General features: G+C 66.7%; 12 protein-coding genes. 6 read left to right on the forward strand and 6 right to left on the reverse strand.

The features are described 5' to 3' along the window. Window positions 1-696 (reverse strand): DNA polymerase III subunit delta' (locus tag B4U45_RS29235; RefSeq protein WP_244899365.1); only part of this gene is annotated, 696 nt, incomplete at its 3' end. A gap of 186 nt (window positions 697-882) precedes the next feature. On the opposite strand from B4U45_RS29235, the gene B4U45_RS11980 reads away from it, so the two are divergent. After that, entirely contained in the window at window positions 883-2,472 is a 1,590-nt protein-coding gene (locus tag B4U45_RS11980; RefSeq protein WP_219859405.1) for an adenylate/guanylate cyclase domain-containing protein, read from the forward strand. On the opposite strand, the gene B4U45_RS11985 is transcribed toward B4U45_RS11980, so the two are convergent. Beyond that, window positions 2,469-2,861: a nuclear transport factor 2 family protein gene (locus B4U45_RS11985; protein ID WP_075548944.1), complete on the reverse strand. Its 393-nt coding sequence runs from the start codon at window positions 2,859-2,861 to the stop codon at window positions 2,469-2,471. The genes B4U45_RS11980 and B4U45_RS11985 overlap by 4 nt on opposite strands. Window positions 2,862-3,247: 386 nt before the next feature. On the opposite strand from B4U45_RS11985, the gene B4U45_RS11990 reads away from it, so the two are divergent. Continuing rightward, on the forward strand, window positions 3,248-4,345 hold the full coding sequence (locus tag B4U45_RS11990; protein ID WP_075548943.1) for a helix-turn-helix transcriptional regulator: 1,098 nt from the start codon (window positions 3,248-3,250) through the stop codon (window positions 4,343-4,345). A 60-nt stretch (window positions 4,346-4,405) separates the two neighbouring features. Here the strand turns inward: B4U45_RS11990 and B4U45_RS11995 are convergent, their stop codons facing one another. After that, window positions 4,406-4,696, reverse strand: coding sequence for a hypothetical protein (locus B4U45_RS11995; protein WP_075548942.1), 291 nt, complete (start codon window positions 4,694-4,696; stop codon window positions 4,406-4,408). 140 nt (window positions 4,697-4,836) lie between these two features. Between B4U45_RS11995 and B4U45_RS12000 the strand changes: the two genes are divergently transcribed. After that, on the forward strand, window positions 4,837-7,752 hold the full coding sequence (locus B4U45_RS12000; protein WP_075548941.1) for an ATP-binding protein: 2,916 nt from the start codon (window positions 4,837-4,839) through the stop codon (window positions 7,750-7,752). 539 nt (window positions 7,753-8,291) lie between these two features. Here the strand turns inward: B4U45_RS12000 and topA are convergent. The 3 genes from topA to cspA form a co-directional block, all read right to left on the reverse strand. Next, entirely contained in the window at window positions 8,292-11,108 is a 2,817-nt protein-coding gene (topA, locus tag B4U45_RS12005) for a type I DNA topoisomerase (RefSeq protein ID WP_075548940.1), read from the reverse strand. A gap of 195 nt (window positions 11,109-11,303) precedes the next feature. Further along, a complete protein-coding gene (locus tag B4U45_RS12010; RefSeq protein ID WP_075548939.1) occupies window positions 11,304-11,882 on the reverse strand; it encodes a hypothetical protein in 579 nt (192 codons plus the stop codon). A 233-nt stretch (window positions 11,883-12,115) separates the two neighbouring features. Continuing rightward, on the reverse strand, window positions 12,116-12,319 hold the full coding sequence (gene cspA / locus B4U45_RS12015) for a cold shock protein CspA (RefSeq protein WP_007772268.1): 204 nt from the start codon (window positions 12,317-12,319) through the stop codon (window positions 12,116-12,118). A gap of 249 nt (window positions 12,320-12,568) precedes the next feature. Here cspA and B4U45_RS12020 point away from each other — a divergent pair, with 249 nt between their 5' ends. The 3 genes from B4U45_RS12020 to B4U45_RS12030 all read left to right on the forward strand — a co-directional run. Next, window positions 12,569-14,893, forward strand: coding sequence for a DEAD/DEAH box helicase (locus B4U45_RS12020; RefSeq protein ID WP_075548938.1), 2,325 nt, complete (start codon window positions 12,569-12,571; stop codon window positions 14,891-14,893). A gap of 15 nt (window positions 14,894-14,908) precedes the next feature. Further along, window positions 14,909-15,178, forward strand: coding sequence for a hypothetical protein (locus B4U45_RS12025; protein ID WP_082275594.1), 270 nt, complete (start codon window positions 14,909-14,911; stop codon window positions 15,176-15,178). 439 nt (window positions 15,179-15,617) lie between these two features. Further along, window positions 15,618-16,191: PE family protein (locus B4U45_RS12030; RefSeq protein ID WP_219859406.1), on the forward strand; the 574-nt coding region annotated here is incomplete at its 3' end.

Raw genomic sequence — 16,191 nt, forward strand, 5'->3', positions numbered from 1 at the left:
CCGTCGCTGCCGGGCCTCCGGGTCGGTGGCCAGCCGCCGGGCCCGTCCCACATGACCTCCGCTGACCGAGGCCGCCCAGGCCGCAGTCTCGGTGTCCAGACCGTCGCTGTCGGCCAGCACCTGGGCGATCGCCGCGGTCGACGGCGTCACCAGCGCGACATGCCGACATCGAGATCGCAGCGTCACCGCGATGTCTTCGGGGTCCACCGAGGGCGCGCACAGCAGAAACACCGTCGAGGCCGGCGGCTCCTCCACCACCTTGAGCAGCGCGTTGGCGGCACCTTCGGTCAGCCGATCGGCGTCCTCGATCAGCACGATCTGGCGGTGTCCGGTGGTCGGCTTCCGCGACGCGATCTGCACGATGGCCCGCATCTCGTCGACGCCGATGGACAGGCCCTCGGGGATGACGCGTCGGACGTCGGCGTGAGTGCCGGCCATCGTCGTCGTGCACGCCCGGCAGCGACCACATCCGGGACCCCCGTCCTCGGCATCGCCAGTGCATTGCAGCGCCGCCGCGAAGCACAATGCCGCCACCGACCGGCCAGAACCCGGTGGACCGGTGATCAGCCACGCGTGTGTCATATTTCCGTCGCCGGCAAGGCTGTGACGGTCGTCACCACGAGCCGACCTGGCGGCGGCGATCAGCTCGTTTTTCACCGCGTCCTGGCCTACCAGCCGCATAAACACCCCGGACATCATTGGTGCACATTATTAGTCGGGTTAGTCCCGGGTTAGTCCAGGGTTAGTCCGTGCCGACAGAGACCGATTGGCCGCCGTTTCGCGACCTTCCCGTAACATTTCGGCGCTTCGGCCGGTCGGCGGCGACGTACCTGGGCGGCCGTAAGTTTCCGGCCAGTCGCCACCGCCGGATACGGTGGGCTCGTGGCTACCGTGGCAGCATTGCCCGGGCGGATCAGCGCGTTCGCCCGGTGGGTGGTGCGCACTCCGTGGCCGGTGTTTTCGCTGAGCATGCTGCAGTCCGACATCATCGGGGCGCTCTTTGTCCTCGGTTTCCTGCGCTACGGCCTGCCACCGGGTGATCGAATCCAGCTGCAGGACCTGCCGCGCCTCAACCTGGCCATCTTCGTGCTGTCGGCGCACGTCGCGTTTTTCGCCGGGGTCGCGGCGAATTTCAAACTGCTGGTACCGGTTTTCCGATGGCAGCGCCGTGACAACCTTCTTGCCGAGGCTGATCCGGCCGCCACCGAGCTGGCCCGCAGGCGCGTATTGCGGATGCCCTTCTACCGAACCGTGATCAGCCTCGTGGTGTGGGCCATCGGAAGTGTGGTCTTCATCGTTGCCAGCTGGTCAGTGGCCCGCTACGCCGCGCCCGTCGTCGCGGTCGCCACGGCGCTGGGGGCCACCGCGACCGCGATCATCGGCTACCTGCAGTCCGAGCGGGTCCTGCGACCCGTCGCGGTGGCCGCGCTGCGCAGCGGGGTGCCGGAAAACCTGCGGACACCCGGCGTCATCCTGCGCTTGATGCTGGCCTGGGTGCTATCCACCGCGGTGCCGCTGCTGGCGATCGTGCTGGCGGTGGTGTCCGACAAGATCGCGTTGCTGCACACCGCACCGGAGAAGCTGTTCGATCCCATCCTGTTGCTGGCGTTGGCGGCGCTGGGAATCGGGTTCGTCAGCACCCTGCTGGTGGCCATGTCGATCGCCGATCCGCTGCGCCAGCTGCGCTGGGCGCTCTCCGAGGTACAGCGCGGCAACTACAACGCCCACATGCAGATCTATGACGCCAGCGAGCTGGGGTTGCTGCAGGCCGGCTTCAACGACATGGTCCGGGACCTGTCCGAGCGGCAGCGGCTGCGTGACCTGTTTGGTCGCTATGTCGGCGAAGACGTGGCCCGCCGCGCCATCGAGCGCGGCACCGAATTGGGCGGTCAGGAACGCGACGTGGCGGGATTGTTCGTGGACCTGGTGGGCTCCACCCAGCTGGCGGCCACGCGACCGCCCGCCGAGGGGGGTCATCTGCTCAACGAGGTCTTCCGGGTGGTGGTCGACACCGTCGGCCGCCACGGCGGGTTCGTCAACAAGTTCCAGGGCGACGCCGCGCTGGCGATCTTCGGCGCACCGATCGAACACCCTGACGGGGCCGGCGCCGCGTTATGCGCCGCGCGGGAACTGCACGACGCACTCATCCCGGTGCTGGGTTCGGCCGAGTTCGGAATCGGGGTGTCAGCCGGACGGGCCATCGCCGGCCACATCGGCGCGCAAGCACGCTTCGAGTACACCGTGATCGGCGACCCGGTCAACGAGGCCGCGCGACTCACCGAACTGGCCAAGCTCGAAGCGGGCCACGTGCTGGCGTCGGCCATCGCGGTCAGCGGCGCGCTCGATGCCGAGGCGTTGTGCTGGGATGTCGCCGAAGTCGTCGAGCTGCGAGGGCGCACCGCACCCACCCAGTTGGCCAGGCCGCTGAATCTTGCTGCGCCCGAAGAGGTTTCCAGCGACTTCCCCGGCTAGCCGGCCGCGACCGGCTTCTTGCCGTATTGCCGCTCCATCATCGCCGTGTCCCCGTACACCTGCACCCGCACCGATTTGCCGTCGCGCAGTGTGTAGACCTCGACGTCCTGACTGGTTTCGCCGCCAACGGTGGCGTCGCTGAACACGACGACGGTATCGCCGTCGGCGATGAACCGGTGGGGCGTGACGGTCGGGGACTTCTCACCCAACCGGCGCAGATACTCGCCGAGTTCGCCTTTGCCGTGATAGCGGCCGCTGATTGCGCTTTCACCCGGTTGGACCCATTCGATGTTGTCGTCGAACAGGCTCATCAACGTTTCGACGTCGCCGTCGGCGAAGGCTTGATAGCCGCGCTTGACGACCTCGATGTTTTGGTCTTGCTCCGACATTGCTATCTCCTTTCGTGGGTATCCGATAATTCGGTGGTAAGGGCCGCTCCGGCGGGCCACCGCGTTCGCGGTGGTATGGCGCCCTTACAGGTGGTCCATCTGGCGTGACATCCGCGCCACCTCGACGTCCTGTTCGCCGACATCAGGCGCACGCACGTGGGACGGTAAATGCCACATGGTCGCAGCTCCTTGCACGATTGGTGGCTCCCAGCCGGAGCAAGCAGTTTCGAGCACTTCGAAGACAACCACCATGAGGCGGCTCAAACCTCATCCATATGGATGAGATCGGGCTAATCTTTCTAGGAGACTCACAGCGATCTTCCTAAAGATTCACAGCGAGGAAGGTGCCCGATGCGGGTGGCGTGCGGCGAGTCGTGGGCCGGGCAATGGTTACGATTGCGGACTTTTCGCGCCTGGTAGCCGGTGTCTACACGGCGGCCGCCAGTCCGCAGCACTGGCAGCCGGCCATCCGCGACATCCACCGCGCGATGGGCGGTACGGGTGGCTCGATGCTTCTGGGCGACGGTTCGGTCTGGTCGTTTCAGGATTCGACTCTTCCCGCTTCGGCGCTCGAAAGCTACGCAAAGCATTACTACCAACTGGATTACGTACTCGCCGCGCTACAGAAAGGACCGGTCGGTGTGGTGCGAACCGGTCCAGAAATCATTTTCCGCAACCGGAATCGCGAGTTCTACGCCGGCTGGATGCGCCCCAACGAACTCGAGGACGGATTATTCGTCCGGCTAACCGGCGGCCCAACGCCGACATGTTTTCTGGTGGTGTCGCCGACCCGGTCCTTCGACACCTCCGAGCGCATCCAGCTGATGAGCGGGCTGGTCCCACACCTACACCAGGCGGTATGTACCCAGGACAAACTTCGGGCGCTGACCCGTAACGCCGTGGATCTGGCCGGCGCGCTGGACACTGTCCGGCACGGAATCGTCGTCGTCACGATCGAAAACGTTGTAGTGAACCTGAATTCGGCGGCCGAACACATCCTTCGCGGCGCCGACGGCCTGTGTATGCGGTCAGGACGCATCACCGCGACCTGCGCGCAGGCCGAACGAGAGCTACACCTGGCCATCCACAACGCGCTCACCGGCGACCGCTGCGCCGTTCGCACCGGACGGTCGCTCACCTGCGTGCGGCACTCGGGTAAGCGGCCCTATGTCATTCACGTCTTGCCGGCCCACCGGCGGGACGGCGACGAGCCCGTCGGCCGGCCCACCGCCTTGGTGCTGATCATTGATCCCGAGGATGAACCCGAGCCACCCGCTGCGCTGTTACGACGGCTCTACCACCTCACCAGAGCTGAAGCCGACGTCGCGTTGCAGATGGTGCATGGCGCCGACGCCAAGCAAATTTCCGACGAGTTGTCTGTCTCGGTGACGACGGTACGCACCCATCTGCAACACGTCTTCGAAAAAACCGATACCCACCGCCAAGCAGAGCTGGTGCGGGTTCTGCTCGGGCTAGGACCGTAGGGCGGTCCTTAGGGCGGTCCTTAGGGCGGTCCTAGCCTCGTGACGAATCGGATGGTGCCGTCACAGGTGGTCCATCTCGCGAGACATCCGCGCCGCCTCGAAATAGCTGGTCTCCCGCCGGGGATATATCGGTCGGGGCTCGGGCAGCCGGATGTGGATGTGGCCGATTGCCGCCATCAGCGTGGTGCCGAGGCCGCGGTGGTGCGTCGTTGCGGGCGCTGCAATCGCCGCTGCGCTGCTGAATAGAACCTGCTGTTCGGTAATGAGAACTTGCGGCGCCGATACGGCATCGGCTCTGCCGCGGCCGGTGTTCTCTGACGCCGACGCGGGACTGGATAGCGAGCTGGTCATGGCGGGCCTTCCCTTCGTAGTTGCCCTATTTCCCGAGCAGTTCGAGCCGTTCGGCGTCATGGGTAGGCCCGGTGCCGGGCTCCGACGTCACTGCGAAGTCAAAGAAGATTCACATCGACCCGGACATTTGCTTTGATTGCATGGAAGCGACCATCCGTCATCGCGGGCCAATAGACATCGTGGTAGTCACCACAATGTTTTGCCGGCAGAACCGAGGCACCGTGGCGCTGCTGGAGCGGGAGCGCGAACTCGAACGGTTGCGTGCACGGCTAACCGACGCCGGCACCGGTCATGGTTGCGTTGTCGTGGTGGAGGGTGTCGCGGGCATCGGCAAGACGGCGCTGGTGACCGCACTGTGCGGCCTTGCCCGCGGCAACAGTTTCGCGGCCCTGACCGCATTGAGCGGTGAGCTCGAGCAAGAGTTGCCGTTCTCGGTGGTGCGGCAGCTTTTCGAACCGGCAGTGCGGTCGTTGACCTTAACCGGCGCCGCACGTCTGGCCGCACCGGTATTCACCGAGATGCGCGTCGCGGACCCGACGACCGTCGGCGCTGTGGCGCACGGCCTGTACTGGGTGTGCTCCGACCTTGCCGCCGAATGCCCGCTGCTGTTGGTGATCGACGACGTCCACTGGGTGGACCAGGCGTCGTTGCGGTTCATCTCCTACCTGGCCCGGCGCATCACCGATATTCCCGTCATGCTCGTGCTCGCCGGTCGGCCAGCCGCCCCCGGAAGCGGGCTGGACCTGGCGCTGAGCGGGCTCACCCCGCAGCGACTTGTGTTGCAGCCCTTGACCGAGACGGCCGTCAGCCAGTTGGTACGCGAGATCATGGCCGTCGACGCCGATGACGCGTTTTGCCGAGCCTGCGCAACGGCATGCGGCGGCAATCCCTTCTTGCTCACCGAGGGGCTGCGAACGCTGAATGCCGACGGCATACGTCCCATTGCCGCCGAAGCGGCCCGGGTTGCCAATTTGCGGCCGGACACGGTGACCCGAGCGGTGCTGACCAGACTGGCCCATCTGGGCCCGAAAGCGACTAGGCTGGCCCGCGCTCTCGCGCTTCTCGGGCCGGTCGAAAATCTGCACATCGCCGCCGAACTCGCTGGCTTGACGGCAGACGAGGCGGCGGCAGCCGGTGAGGCCCTCGCCGCCGAGGACATCATCATGCGGACTCGGCCAATCTCGTTACGACACCCGTTGGTGCGCACGGTGATCTACGCCGACGGCACCGATCTGCGCCGCAGCATCGAACACAAACGCGCTGCCGTCCTGCTCGCAAGCAACGGCGTATCTCCTGAAGAACTTGTGCCGCATCTGCTGGCGACCGCACCGGAGAGCGATCCGCGAATCGTCGAACAATTGCGCTTGGCGGCCGCTAGTGCCCTGGGTCGCGGCGCACCCGAGATCGCGGCATCCTGTCTGCGGCGGGCACTGGACGAACCCCCCGACGTCGGCGACCGACTGGGCATCCTGATCGAATTCGCACAAGCATTGGCAATGGGGAACAAATTCGTCGAGGCCGCCGACGTGCTGAGTTCGGCAGCCGGCCTGGTGGACGACCCGGATCTGCGAGCGGAATTAACCCTGCAGCGGGCCCTGATGCTGTTTCGGGCCGGCCACGGCGCGGAGGTCACCGCCTGCTACGACGATGCACGACGCATTCTCGGCGGCCGGGAAGCCGAATTCCTCCGGCGGCCAGGGTGTCTCACCCTGCTGGTCGCCGGGCTGGCCGCAATGGAGCCACCGACCAACAGGATCGGCGAGCTCGAGCGCATCCCGCGAACCGCTGATGTCTCCGATGACACCGTGCGGCTGATCGACGCGTCGCTGGCCTTCTGCTTCGCCACGTCTGGGGTCCGATCCGCGGACGAAACCTTCGCTGTCGCAAAACGAGCCGCAACGGGTGCGCTGTCCACCGGCCCGGACACCTGGATAATCGTCAATTTCGCAAGTGCCGGAATGTCGATCACCGACCACCACGTCGACGCGCTGGAACTTCTCGACCGCGGCATCGCGCTCGCCCAACGGAACGGGGATATCGGCGGCTACCGGTATTTGTCCACACTGCGATCGCACGGGGCGTTCTACGCCGGCCGGCTGTATGAGGCCGAGGAGGCCGGACGGGCCGCGCTCGATTTACACGAACTCTCCACAATTCCCGAAATACAGTTGGCCGCAGCAGTTCTCATCGATGCACTGGTCGCTCGGGGAGAGCTCGCCCAGGCACAGGCCATCCTGTCCGAGCGTGGGATGGAAGGACCGGCCACGGTGCAGATGCTCCTCGACCACGTCGTGCTCCTGGCCCGCGCCAGACTGCGCTGGCGGCAGAACCGGCTCCACCACGCGCTGACCGACTACCAAAACTGTGGACGGACACTGTCCGAACACGGGTTCACCAACCCGGGCTTCGCGCATTGGCGAGCCGATGCCGCGCAGATCCTTTTCGAAGTGGACGAGGTGTCCCGGGCGCGCGAACTCGCCGCCGAAAATCTGGAACTCTCCCGCCGGTTCCAGGCTCCCGGCGCCATCGGCATCGCGTTGCGCGTCAGTGGACTCGTCGGCGACCGAGACGCAATCGACACTCTTGCCGAATCCGTGGCGATCCTCCGAACGGCCGGCTCCGACCTGGAACTGGCTCGCTCGCTCACTGCTCAGGGCGCGGCGTTGCGCCGTGCCGGGCAGCGTTCTGCGTCGCTCCCGGTGCTTCGCGAGGGGCTCGATCTGGCCACCCGGTGTGGTGCCCGGCCACTGGCCGACGAGGCCCGCATGGAGCTGGTTGCCGCCGGAGCACGACCACGCCGCAGCGCGATTACCGGCCCCGCTGCGCTCACCGTCAGTGAATTGCGGGTTGCCCGGCTCGCCGCGGGCAATGAGACCAATCGCGAGATCGCACAACGACTCTTCCTGAGCCTGCGGACCGTCGAGGTCCATCTCACCAACACTTACCGCAAGCTCGGCCTCCAGTCCCGCAGCCAGCTGGCAGCAGCGCTGGCCGGCGCCGGGATGGTGTGGCAGAGCAGTGCCTACACGCCGGACAGGGCCGATCTAGTGCCCTGAGTTCCGGGACCTGCCACTTCAGCCACAAGGGTCTATGGTGTTCCCGGATATTCGGGGTGCCCGCACTTCAGCGACAAATCCATTGCGCACCTTGGCTTGTCGCTCAGTGCGGGTGTATGGCTGCACCCCAGTATGAGGAGATGGAAGTCGAGTGCTGGTGCGATTGGGTCGGCGGCTGACGGCGCCGAGTGTGCGCCGGCGGCGCCGAGCGTGCCGTCAGGGCGGCCGAACGCGGCGGTTCCCGCCCTACATACACGGTCAAAGCCGTCGCCACACACTCGATACGGCGACACTGCCGCCGATTCAGAGAGCACATGAGACATCCCCCGAACGCCAGCCCGTAAGGGCGTGCCGAAGACAGAGCCAGCCAACCAAGGCTGCGCAGGAGGACATCGTTGACCAGCCACATTCGCGGTGCGGGCAAATTGGGTGCCGACTTCTATCGAGATCCATGTGCAAGGTGCGATCGGCACAGCCCAAGACTCACCAATTGCGGCAGCGAAACTTCCTGCGGGAGAAGCCAGAACTTTCGAATCCGGCTAAGACCGCTTGGCCGCCTTCCTGGCCGGCGTCTTGCGGGCGGTCTTCTTGGCGGTCCGCTTAACCGGGCCGCGGGCCCGTCGGTCAGCCAGCAGCTCGGCGGCGCGTTCATCGGTGATCGTCGCTACGTCGTCACCCTTGCGGAGGCTGGCGTTTGTCTCACCGTCGGTGACGTAGGGCCCGAACCGCCCGTCCTTGATCACCATCGGATTGCCCGACGCCGGATCGTTGCCCAGTTCACGTAGCGGCGGAGCCGAAGCACTTTGCCGCCCAGGGCGTTTCGGCTGAGCGTAGATCTTGAGCGCTTCATCGAGAGTAATGGTGAAGATCTGGTCTTCGGTCGCCAGCGAACGAGAATCCTTGCCGCGCTTCAGGTATGGGCCGTAACGCCCGTTTTGCGCGGTGATCTCCTCACCCGACTCGGGATCCACGCCCACAACCCGGGGCAGCGACAGCAGTTTCAGCGCATCCTCGAGCGTGACCGTCTGAAGGTCCATGCTGCGCAACAGCGAGCCGGTGCGGGGTTTGACGGCGGTGGACTTCTTCGCCTTCTTCGCGGGCTCACCGGACTCGGCCGCCGGTTCGGGGAGAACCTCGGTCACGTACGGCCCGTAACGCCCGTCCTTGGCGACGATCTCGTGGCCGGTCACGGGGTCGACTCCCAGCACGCGTCCCTCTTGCGGGGTGGCGAATAGCTGCTCGGCCACTTCGAGGGTCAGCTCGTCGGGCGTGAGCGAGTCGTCGAGGTTGGCGCGCTGCGGTGTCGGCTCACCGTTGTCGCCGGTTACCGTGCGTTCCAGGTACGGCCCGTTCTTGCCCACCCTAACGTAGACGTGACGGCCCTCGGCGTCGTCGAACAGCTTGATGGAGTTGACTTCTCGCGCATCGATGCCTTCAAGGTTGATGCCGACGAGTTTCTTCAACCCCCCGGAGCGGGCCACCGAATCGGCCCCGCCGTGCTCGCCGCCGAAGTAGAAGTTGTTGAGCCAGTTGGTGCGTCGCTCGGTGCCAGCGGCGATCGCGTCGAGCTCGTCTTCCATCGCCGCGGTGAAGTCGTAGTCAACCAGGCGACCGAAATGCTGTTCCAGCAAACCGGTTACGGCGAATGCCACCCAGGACGGCACCAGGGCGCTGCCCTTCTTGTGCACGTAGCCGCGATCCTGGATGGTCTTGATGATCGACGAATATGTCGACGGGCGCCCGATGCCCAGCTCCTCGAGCGCCTTGACCAATGACGCCTCGGTGTAGCGCGGGGGCGGATTGGTGGCGTGACCGTCGGGCGTCAGCTCGACGGCGGCCAGCCGCTGGCCCGGACTCAGCTGCGGCAGCCGCCGCTCGGCGTCGTCGGCTTCGCCGCCGACCAGTTCGTCCACGGTCTCCACGTAGGCCTTGAGGAAGCCCGGGAAGGTCAGGGTGCGGCCGCTGGCGGCGAACACCACCTGTTGCTGGCCGGCCATGCCTTCGATCCGCAGGCTCAGTGTGGTACCGCGCGCGTCGGCCATCTGCGAGGCCACCGTACGCTGCCAGATCAGCTCGTAGAGCCGGAATTCGTCACCGTCGAGTTCGCGGCGCACCGCGTCCGGGGTGGCGAACGTCTCACCAGCGGGCCGGATGGCCTCGTGCGCCTCCTGGGCGTTCTTCACCTTGCGGGTGTACTGACGCGGCGCCGCAGCCACGTACTCCTCGCCGTAGAGCTGACGCGCCTGGGTACGCGCGGCATTGATCGCCGACTCCGACAGGGTCGTCGAGTCGGTACGCATATAGGTGATGTAGCCGTTCTCGTAGAGCCGCTGCGCGATGCTCATCGTCCGCTCGGCGGAGAACCGCAGCTTGCGGCCCGCCTCTTGCTGCAGCGTGGACGTCATGAACGGCGGATACGGCCGACGGGTGTAGGGCTTTTCCTCCGCCGACGCCACGGTCAGCTGCCCGCCGTCGAGACGTGTGGCCAGTGCGGTGGCGCTGGCTTCATCGAGGACGACGACCTCCGCCGAACCAGGCGCGCCGCTGCGCAGCTGTCCCAATGAGTCGAAGTCGCGGCCGGTGGCGACCCTTCGGCCGTCCACAGCGGTCAGCCGGGCGGCGAAGGTGGGCGGCTGGGCCTTCGGGTCGGACACGCTGGCGTCCAGCGTGGCAATGATGTCCCAATACGACGCGCTGCGGAATGCCATTCGGTCGCGCTCACGCTGCACGATGATTCGCGTCGCCACCGACTGCACCCGGCCCGCCGAAAGCTTGGGCGCGACCTTCTTCCACAGCACCGGGCTGACCTCGTAGCCGTAGAGCCGATCCATGATGCGCCGGGTTTCCTGCGCATCGACCAGGTCGATGTCCAGCTCGCGGGGGTTGGCGGCGGCCTCGAGGATGGCCGGCTCGGTGATCTCGTGGAAGACCATCCGCTTGACCGGGACGCGCGGCTTCAGGGTTTCCAGCAGATGCCAGGCGATCGCTTCACCCTCACGGTCACCATCGGTGGCCAGATAGAGTTCGTCGACGTCTTTGAGCAGGCCCTTCAGTTCGCTGACGGTGCTCTTCTTCTCCGGGCTGATGATGTAGAGCGGTTCGAAGTCGGCGTCGACGTTGACCCCCAGCCGGGCCCACGGCTCGGACTTGTACTTGGCGGGCACGTCGGCGGCCGCCCGAGGCAGATCGCGGATGTGGCCTCGCGACGACTCGACGATGTATCTGGGCCCCAGGTAGCCGGCCAATTTGCGCGCCTTCGTGGGCGACTCGACAATGACGAGTCGCCGACCGCTCCCGTTGCCGCTGCTACTACGGCTGCCGGAGCTTCCAGGGCCCCTAGTCTTCGGCTCAGCCAACTGCGGTTACGCTCCATCTCTGATCCTGGCTCCCCACGGAACCGCCCCCGGTAGGAAGAGTGCCAGACCGGCACGGAATCTCAGGTGAAATTCCGGCGCGCCGCCGTCCCCTCGCCCCGTGGGCACCTGACAATTTCGCACCCTTGGGCGCACCTGCGCAAACCGGCCACCCGAGACAGTAGCTCCGGCGGGCCCTCAGACCCGTGGCCACTGAGCCAACGCATCGGGGCTGTCCGGAGGTTCCCCCACGTTCTCCACCAGGCGCGATAGCCTGCGCCGGCCACTAATCCGCAACGCCGGCCGGGCGCCTCGGGTGCCGATCAGGGTGGGCGCGATGCCGACCCGCATCAGCGCCGACGCCAGTGGCGAATAGGTGTCGGGAGCGTGCGGATCGAGGCCCAGCAGATAGCGGTCGGCTTCCGGGCTGCCGGCTGCCAGCGTCCACGCCCGCAGCTCCCGCGGCCCGGGCAACCATCGCGGGGGCACCGTCTTGACCGCACCGCGGGTCCAGGCGGCCGCGATCGGACGCAGCGTCGGATCCGCGCCGGTGCGCACCAAAGGGGTGTCCTCGTCGGTACGGGCGATCTCAGCGACCAGGCCGGCGTCACGCATCATTTCGGCGAGAGCGACGGCTCGCCACAGTTCACTCACGACCACCGACAGCCGGGCACCCGTGCCGACCATGACGATCTGGCCCGAGGCCGCCAGCACTCCGGAAAGATCGTCCACCGCGGGCGGCACGGACTCCGCGGCGAAGAAGGAAAGCTGGCCCACGCCACCGACAGTAGGCCAGCGAGTCGATTCGTGGCTGCTGCATATCCGGCGCGGCGGCCAGCTGCGGTGTCGCTGGGCCCCGCCAGAGCCTGCCGAGCAGACACCGCAGCCGCCAATTTCAGCCTTGGGTAGGTTTGCGCCTCGCGCGACCCGACGCACCTGAGATAACGAAAACCCCCCGGCTCGACCCGCTGTGCGGGAGTGCGCCGGGGGGTTCGTCAGAACCGCTCGGATCAGAGGGAGCGGACTCCGGTGGCCTGGGGGCCCTTAGGGCTGTGGCCGATTTCGAACTCGACCTTCTGGTTTTCTTCGAGGGTGCGGAAGCCCGAACCCTGGATCTCCGTGTAGTGGACAAACACATCCGCGGAACCGTCCTCGGGGGCGATGAAACCGAACCCCTTCTCCGCGTTGAACCACTTCACAGTTCCCTGTGGCATTTCTCGATCTTTCCTTTTCTTCTGGGTGCGGTGCACCGCCTCTCGGTGCCCCGGGCCAAGCTGCGACCGCCATACCTCGCAGAGTCGCCGGAACTTAACCCGACCGATAACCTCGCAGGAACCGCGGCCGCAACGTCGATCCTGCGAAAGTTTGACACGAACACAGAAGCTGCGACCGCAATCAGTCAACCATGTTCGTCGCGTCGGCGACAGACTTCTGTCGTGGACGAGTTGTCGAAGGGTGCGTAAATGGCGAGTTTTGGCAGCGAACTGCTCGCCGCTGCACTCGCCGGCACCCCGCCCGGCGAGTCTCCGCTGCGCCACGTTGCCGAGTTGCCGCCGCGGCCTGGCCGACCAACCGGTTGGCCGGAATGGGCCGCCCCCAACGTGGTTCGCGCGTTCGTCGACCGCGGCATCACCGCGCCGTGGTCGCACCAGCTGGAGGCCGCCGAACTGGCGCACGACGGCCGGCACGTGGTGGTGAGCACCGGCACGGCGTCGGGAAAGTCACTGGCCTACCAGCTGCCGGTGCTCAACGCACTGGCGACGGATCCGCGGGCCCGGGTGTTGTACCTGTCGCCGACGAAGGCGCTGGGCCACGATCAGTTGCGCGCGGCCCACGCGTTGACCGCAGCCGTCCCGCTCAACGACGTCGCCCCCACCGCCTACGATGGCGACAGTCCTGCCGAGGTGCGGCGTTTTGCGCGCGAACGATCGCGCTGGCTGTTCTCCAATCCGGACATGGTCCACCTGTCGATACTGCGCAACCATGCCCGCTGGGCGGTGCTGTTGCGCGGGCTTCGATTTCTAATAGTCGACGAATGTCATTACTACCGTGGGGTTTTCGGCTCGAATGTGGCGATGGTGCTGCGCCGGCTGTTGCGGCTGTGCGCCCGGTATTCAGCTGAGCCGGGTAGCGGCCCGACGGTGATATTCGCCAGCGCCACCACGGACTCCCCCGGCCAGACCGCCGCGGAACTCATCGGCCAGCCGGTCGCCGAGGTGGTCGAGGACGGCTCGCCCCACGGGGCGCGCACAGTGGCGTTGTGGGAGCCCGCCCTGCGCACCGATCTGATCGGGGAGAACGGCGCCCCGGTTCGACGATCCGCGGGCGCCGAGGCGGCGCGGCTGATGGCCGACCTGATCGCCGAGGGAGCGCAGACGCTGACGTTCGTTCGGTCGCGGCGTGCCGCGGAGCTGACCGCGCTGGGCGCCCGGGCGCGGCTCGACGACGTCGCCCCGGAGTTGTCCGGCCTGGTGGCGTCGTATCGGGCGGGATATCTGGCAGAGGACCGCACCGCGTTGGAGCACGCGCTGGCCGAGGGCCGGTTGCGCGGGCTGGCCACCACGAACGCTTTGGAGTTGGGTGTCGACATCGCCGGGCTGGACGCGGTGGTGTTGGCCGGCTTCCCCGGGACCGTCGCGTCGTTCTGGCAGCAGGCCGGACGGTCCGGCCGGCGCGGTCAGGGCGCGCTGGTGGTGCTGGTCGCCCGCGACGATCCGTTGGACACGTATCTGGTGCACCATCCGGCCGCGTTGTTGGGCAAGCCGGTCGAGCGGGTGGTGATCGACCCGGGCAACCCCTATCTTCTGGGTCCGCAATTGCTTTGCGCCGCAGTCGAATTGCCGCTCGAGGAGGCCGAGGTCCGGTCGCTGGATGCCGTGGAGGTGGCGCAAGGACTGGTCGACGACGGGCTGTTGCGCCGGCGGGGCGGCAGGTACTTCCCGGCTCCGGGGGTCGAACCGCATGCGGCGGTGGATATTCGGGGCTCGATCGGCGGCCAGATCGTCATCGTGGAGTCCGACACCGGGCGGTTACTGGGCAGCGTTGACACGGGCCGGGCACCGACTTGCGTGCATCCGGGGGCGGTGTATCTGCACCAGGGCGAGAGCTACGTCGTCGACTCGCTGGATTTCGCGGAAGGGATCGCCTTCGTCCACGCCGAGGATCCGGGGTATGCGACATTCGCGCGCGAAATCACCGATATCGGCGTGACCGGAACCGGTGAGCGGTCGGAATATGGCGCCGTCGCCCTGGGCCTGGTGCCGGTGACCGTCACCCATCAGGTCGTCGGATACCTGCGCCGTCGGCTCAACGGAGAGGTGATCGACTTCGTCGAGCTGGCTATGCCCGAACAGGTGTTGCCCACCACCGCGGTGATGTATTCGATTTCTTCGGATGCCCTGGCCCGCAATGGGATTGATGCGCCGCGGATTCCCGGGTCATTGCATGCCGCCGAGCATGCGGCCATCGGGCTGCTGCCGTTGCTGGCGAGCTGCGACCGCGGCGACATCGGCGGCCTGTCCACCGCCATCGGCCCAGACGGGCTGCCAACGGTTTTCGTCTACGACGGCTATCCGGGCGGAGCCGGGTTCGCCGAGCGCGGCTTCCGTCGGGCCGGCATCTGGCTGGGAGCCACCGCCGCGGCCATCGAAGCCTGCGAATGCCCCAGCGGCTGCCCGTCGTGTGTGCAATCGCCCAAGTGCGGCAACGGCAACGACCCACTGGACAAGGACGGCGCGGTGCGAGTGCTGCGATTGGTGCTCACGGAGTTGGGTGCTGAGGGTTGCTAAATAATCAGCTGGTTCTTGCCGAAACCCCTGGCTCGCGTCCCGTTGTCCCGGGGGACTTGCGCCACCGGTAGCGGCGGCACCGGAGGAAACCGGGGAAAAGCCGGCGAGCTACTCGGCAGCGGGGGTACCGGCGGCGCAGGCGAGGATGGCGCAATAGCCGCAGGCGCCGGCGGAGCCGGCAGCAACGGCGGCAACGGCGGCACCATCCCGACACCCGCGGCTGGCGGAACCGGCGGCCTCGGCGGAATGTTGCTCGGCACAAGCGGGATCAGCGGATTGCCGTAGTTGCCGTAGTTGAAGTAACCCAACGGGATTCGCGCGCAACGGCGTCGCACCTACGTGAAAATTGCGGTGGGAAATCCGGCGGATGGCGACCGACCCCTCGACGGTCGACCTCCACCGATCTGCACTTCCTCGCGACCGAGGAGGTGCCAAAAGCGTCACCACATCGCCTGGTGAGCGGCTGAGTACAACCCAGTCCCGGCAGTGCGGACGTTCAGCTGAAACTACCCGCATGTGAGCGGGGTGTGCAAATCATGAGCCACCACCGAGCCGCGCCGGGAGCGGTCGGAAACCCACCGGCTGAGCTACAACGGCGCGGCACATCAGAATGCCCCAAGCAACCCGATCAATACGCCATGCCGCTGGTCGGGATCGGCATACGATGCCTTCACGTCTGACGTCGCCCAGAGGACCAGGGCCGTCATGACCGGAAGGACCTCTGATGTCATTTGTGATCGCGGCGCCGGACACAGTTGCGTCGGCGGCGTCTGATCTGGCGACCATCGGTTCGACGATCGGCGCGGCCAACGGGGCCGCGGCCGCGCCGACCACCAACCTGTTGGCCGCCGCGGAGGACGAGGTGTCGGCGGCAATCGCGGCATTTTTCGGCGCCCATGCGCAGGCCTATCAAACCCTCAGCGCCCAAGCACAGGCTTTTCATCAGCAATTCGTCCAGGCCCTCAACGCGGGTGCGGCGTCCTATGCGAGCGCCGAGGCCGCCAACGTGTCGCCGCTACAACAATTGCTCAACGCGATCAACGCACCGGTCCAAAACCTCACCGGACGGCCGCTGATCGGCAACGGAGCCAACGGAGCGCCGGGCACGGGTCAAAACGGCGGTGACGCCGGGTGGCTGATCGGCAACGGCGGCAACGGCGGCTCCGGCGCAATGTCCGGCACCGGCACCGGATTGCCCGGCGGCAACGGCGGGGCCGGCGGGTTGCTGTTCGGCACCGGCGGCGCCGGCGGGGCCGGCGGGTTTTCATCAACCAACGTTGACGGCGGCACCGGCGGTA

The organism is Mycobacterium persicum (assembly GCF_002086915.1).
In the GTDB taxonomy this organism is placed as follows: domain Bacteria; phylum Actinomycetota; class Actinomycetes; order Mycobacteriales; family Mycobacteriaceae; genus Mycobacterium; species Mycobacterium persicum.

Excerpts from the sequence above, each read along its gene's own strand:
- cspA (WP_007772268.1), bottom strand. The coding sequence starts at position 12,319 with ATGCCACAGGGAACTGTGAAGTGGTTCAACGCGGAGAAGGGGTTCGGT.
- B4U45_RS11985 (WP_075548944.1), bottom strand. The coding sequence starts at position 2,861 with ATGTCGGAGCAAGACCAAAACATCGAGGTCGTCAAGCGCGGCTATCAA.
- B4U45_RS11995 (WP_075548942.1), bottom strand. The coding sequence starts at position 4,696 with ATGACCAGCTCGCTATCCAGTCCCGCGTCGGCGTCAGAGAACACCGGC.
- B4U45_RS12020 (WP_075548938.1), top strand. The coding sequence starts at position 12,569 with ATGGCGAGTTTTGGCAGCGAACTGCTCGCCGCTGCACTCGCCGGCACC.
- B4U45_RS12000 (WP_075548941.1), top strand. The coding sequence starts at position 4,837 with ATGGAAGCGACCATCCGTCATCGCGGGCCAATAGACATCGTGGTAGTC.
- B4U45_RS11990 (WP_075548943.1), top strand. The coding sequence starts at position 3,248 with ATGGTTACGATTGCGGACTTTTCGCGCCTGGTAGCCGGTGTCTACACG.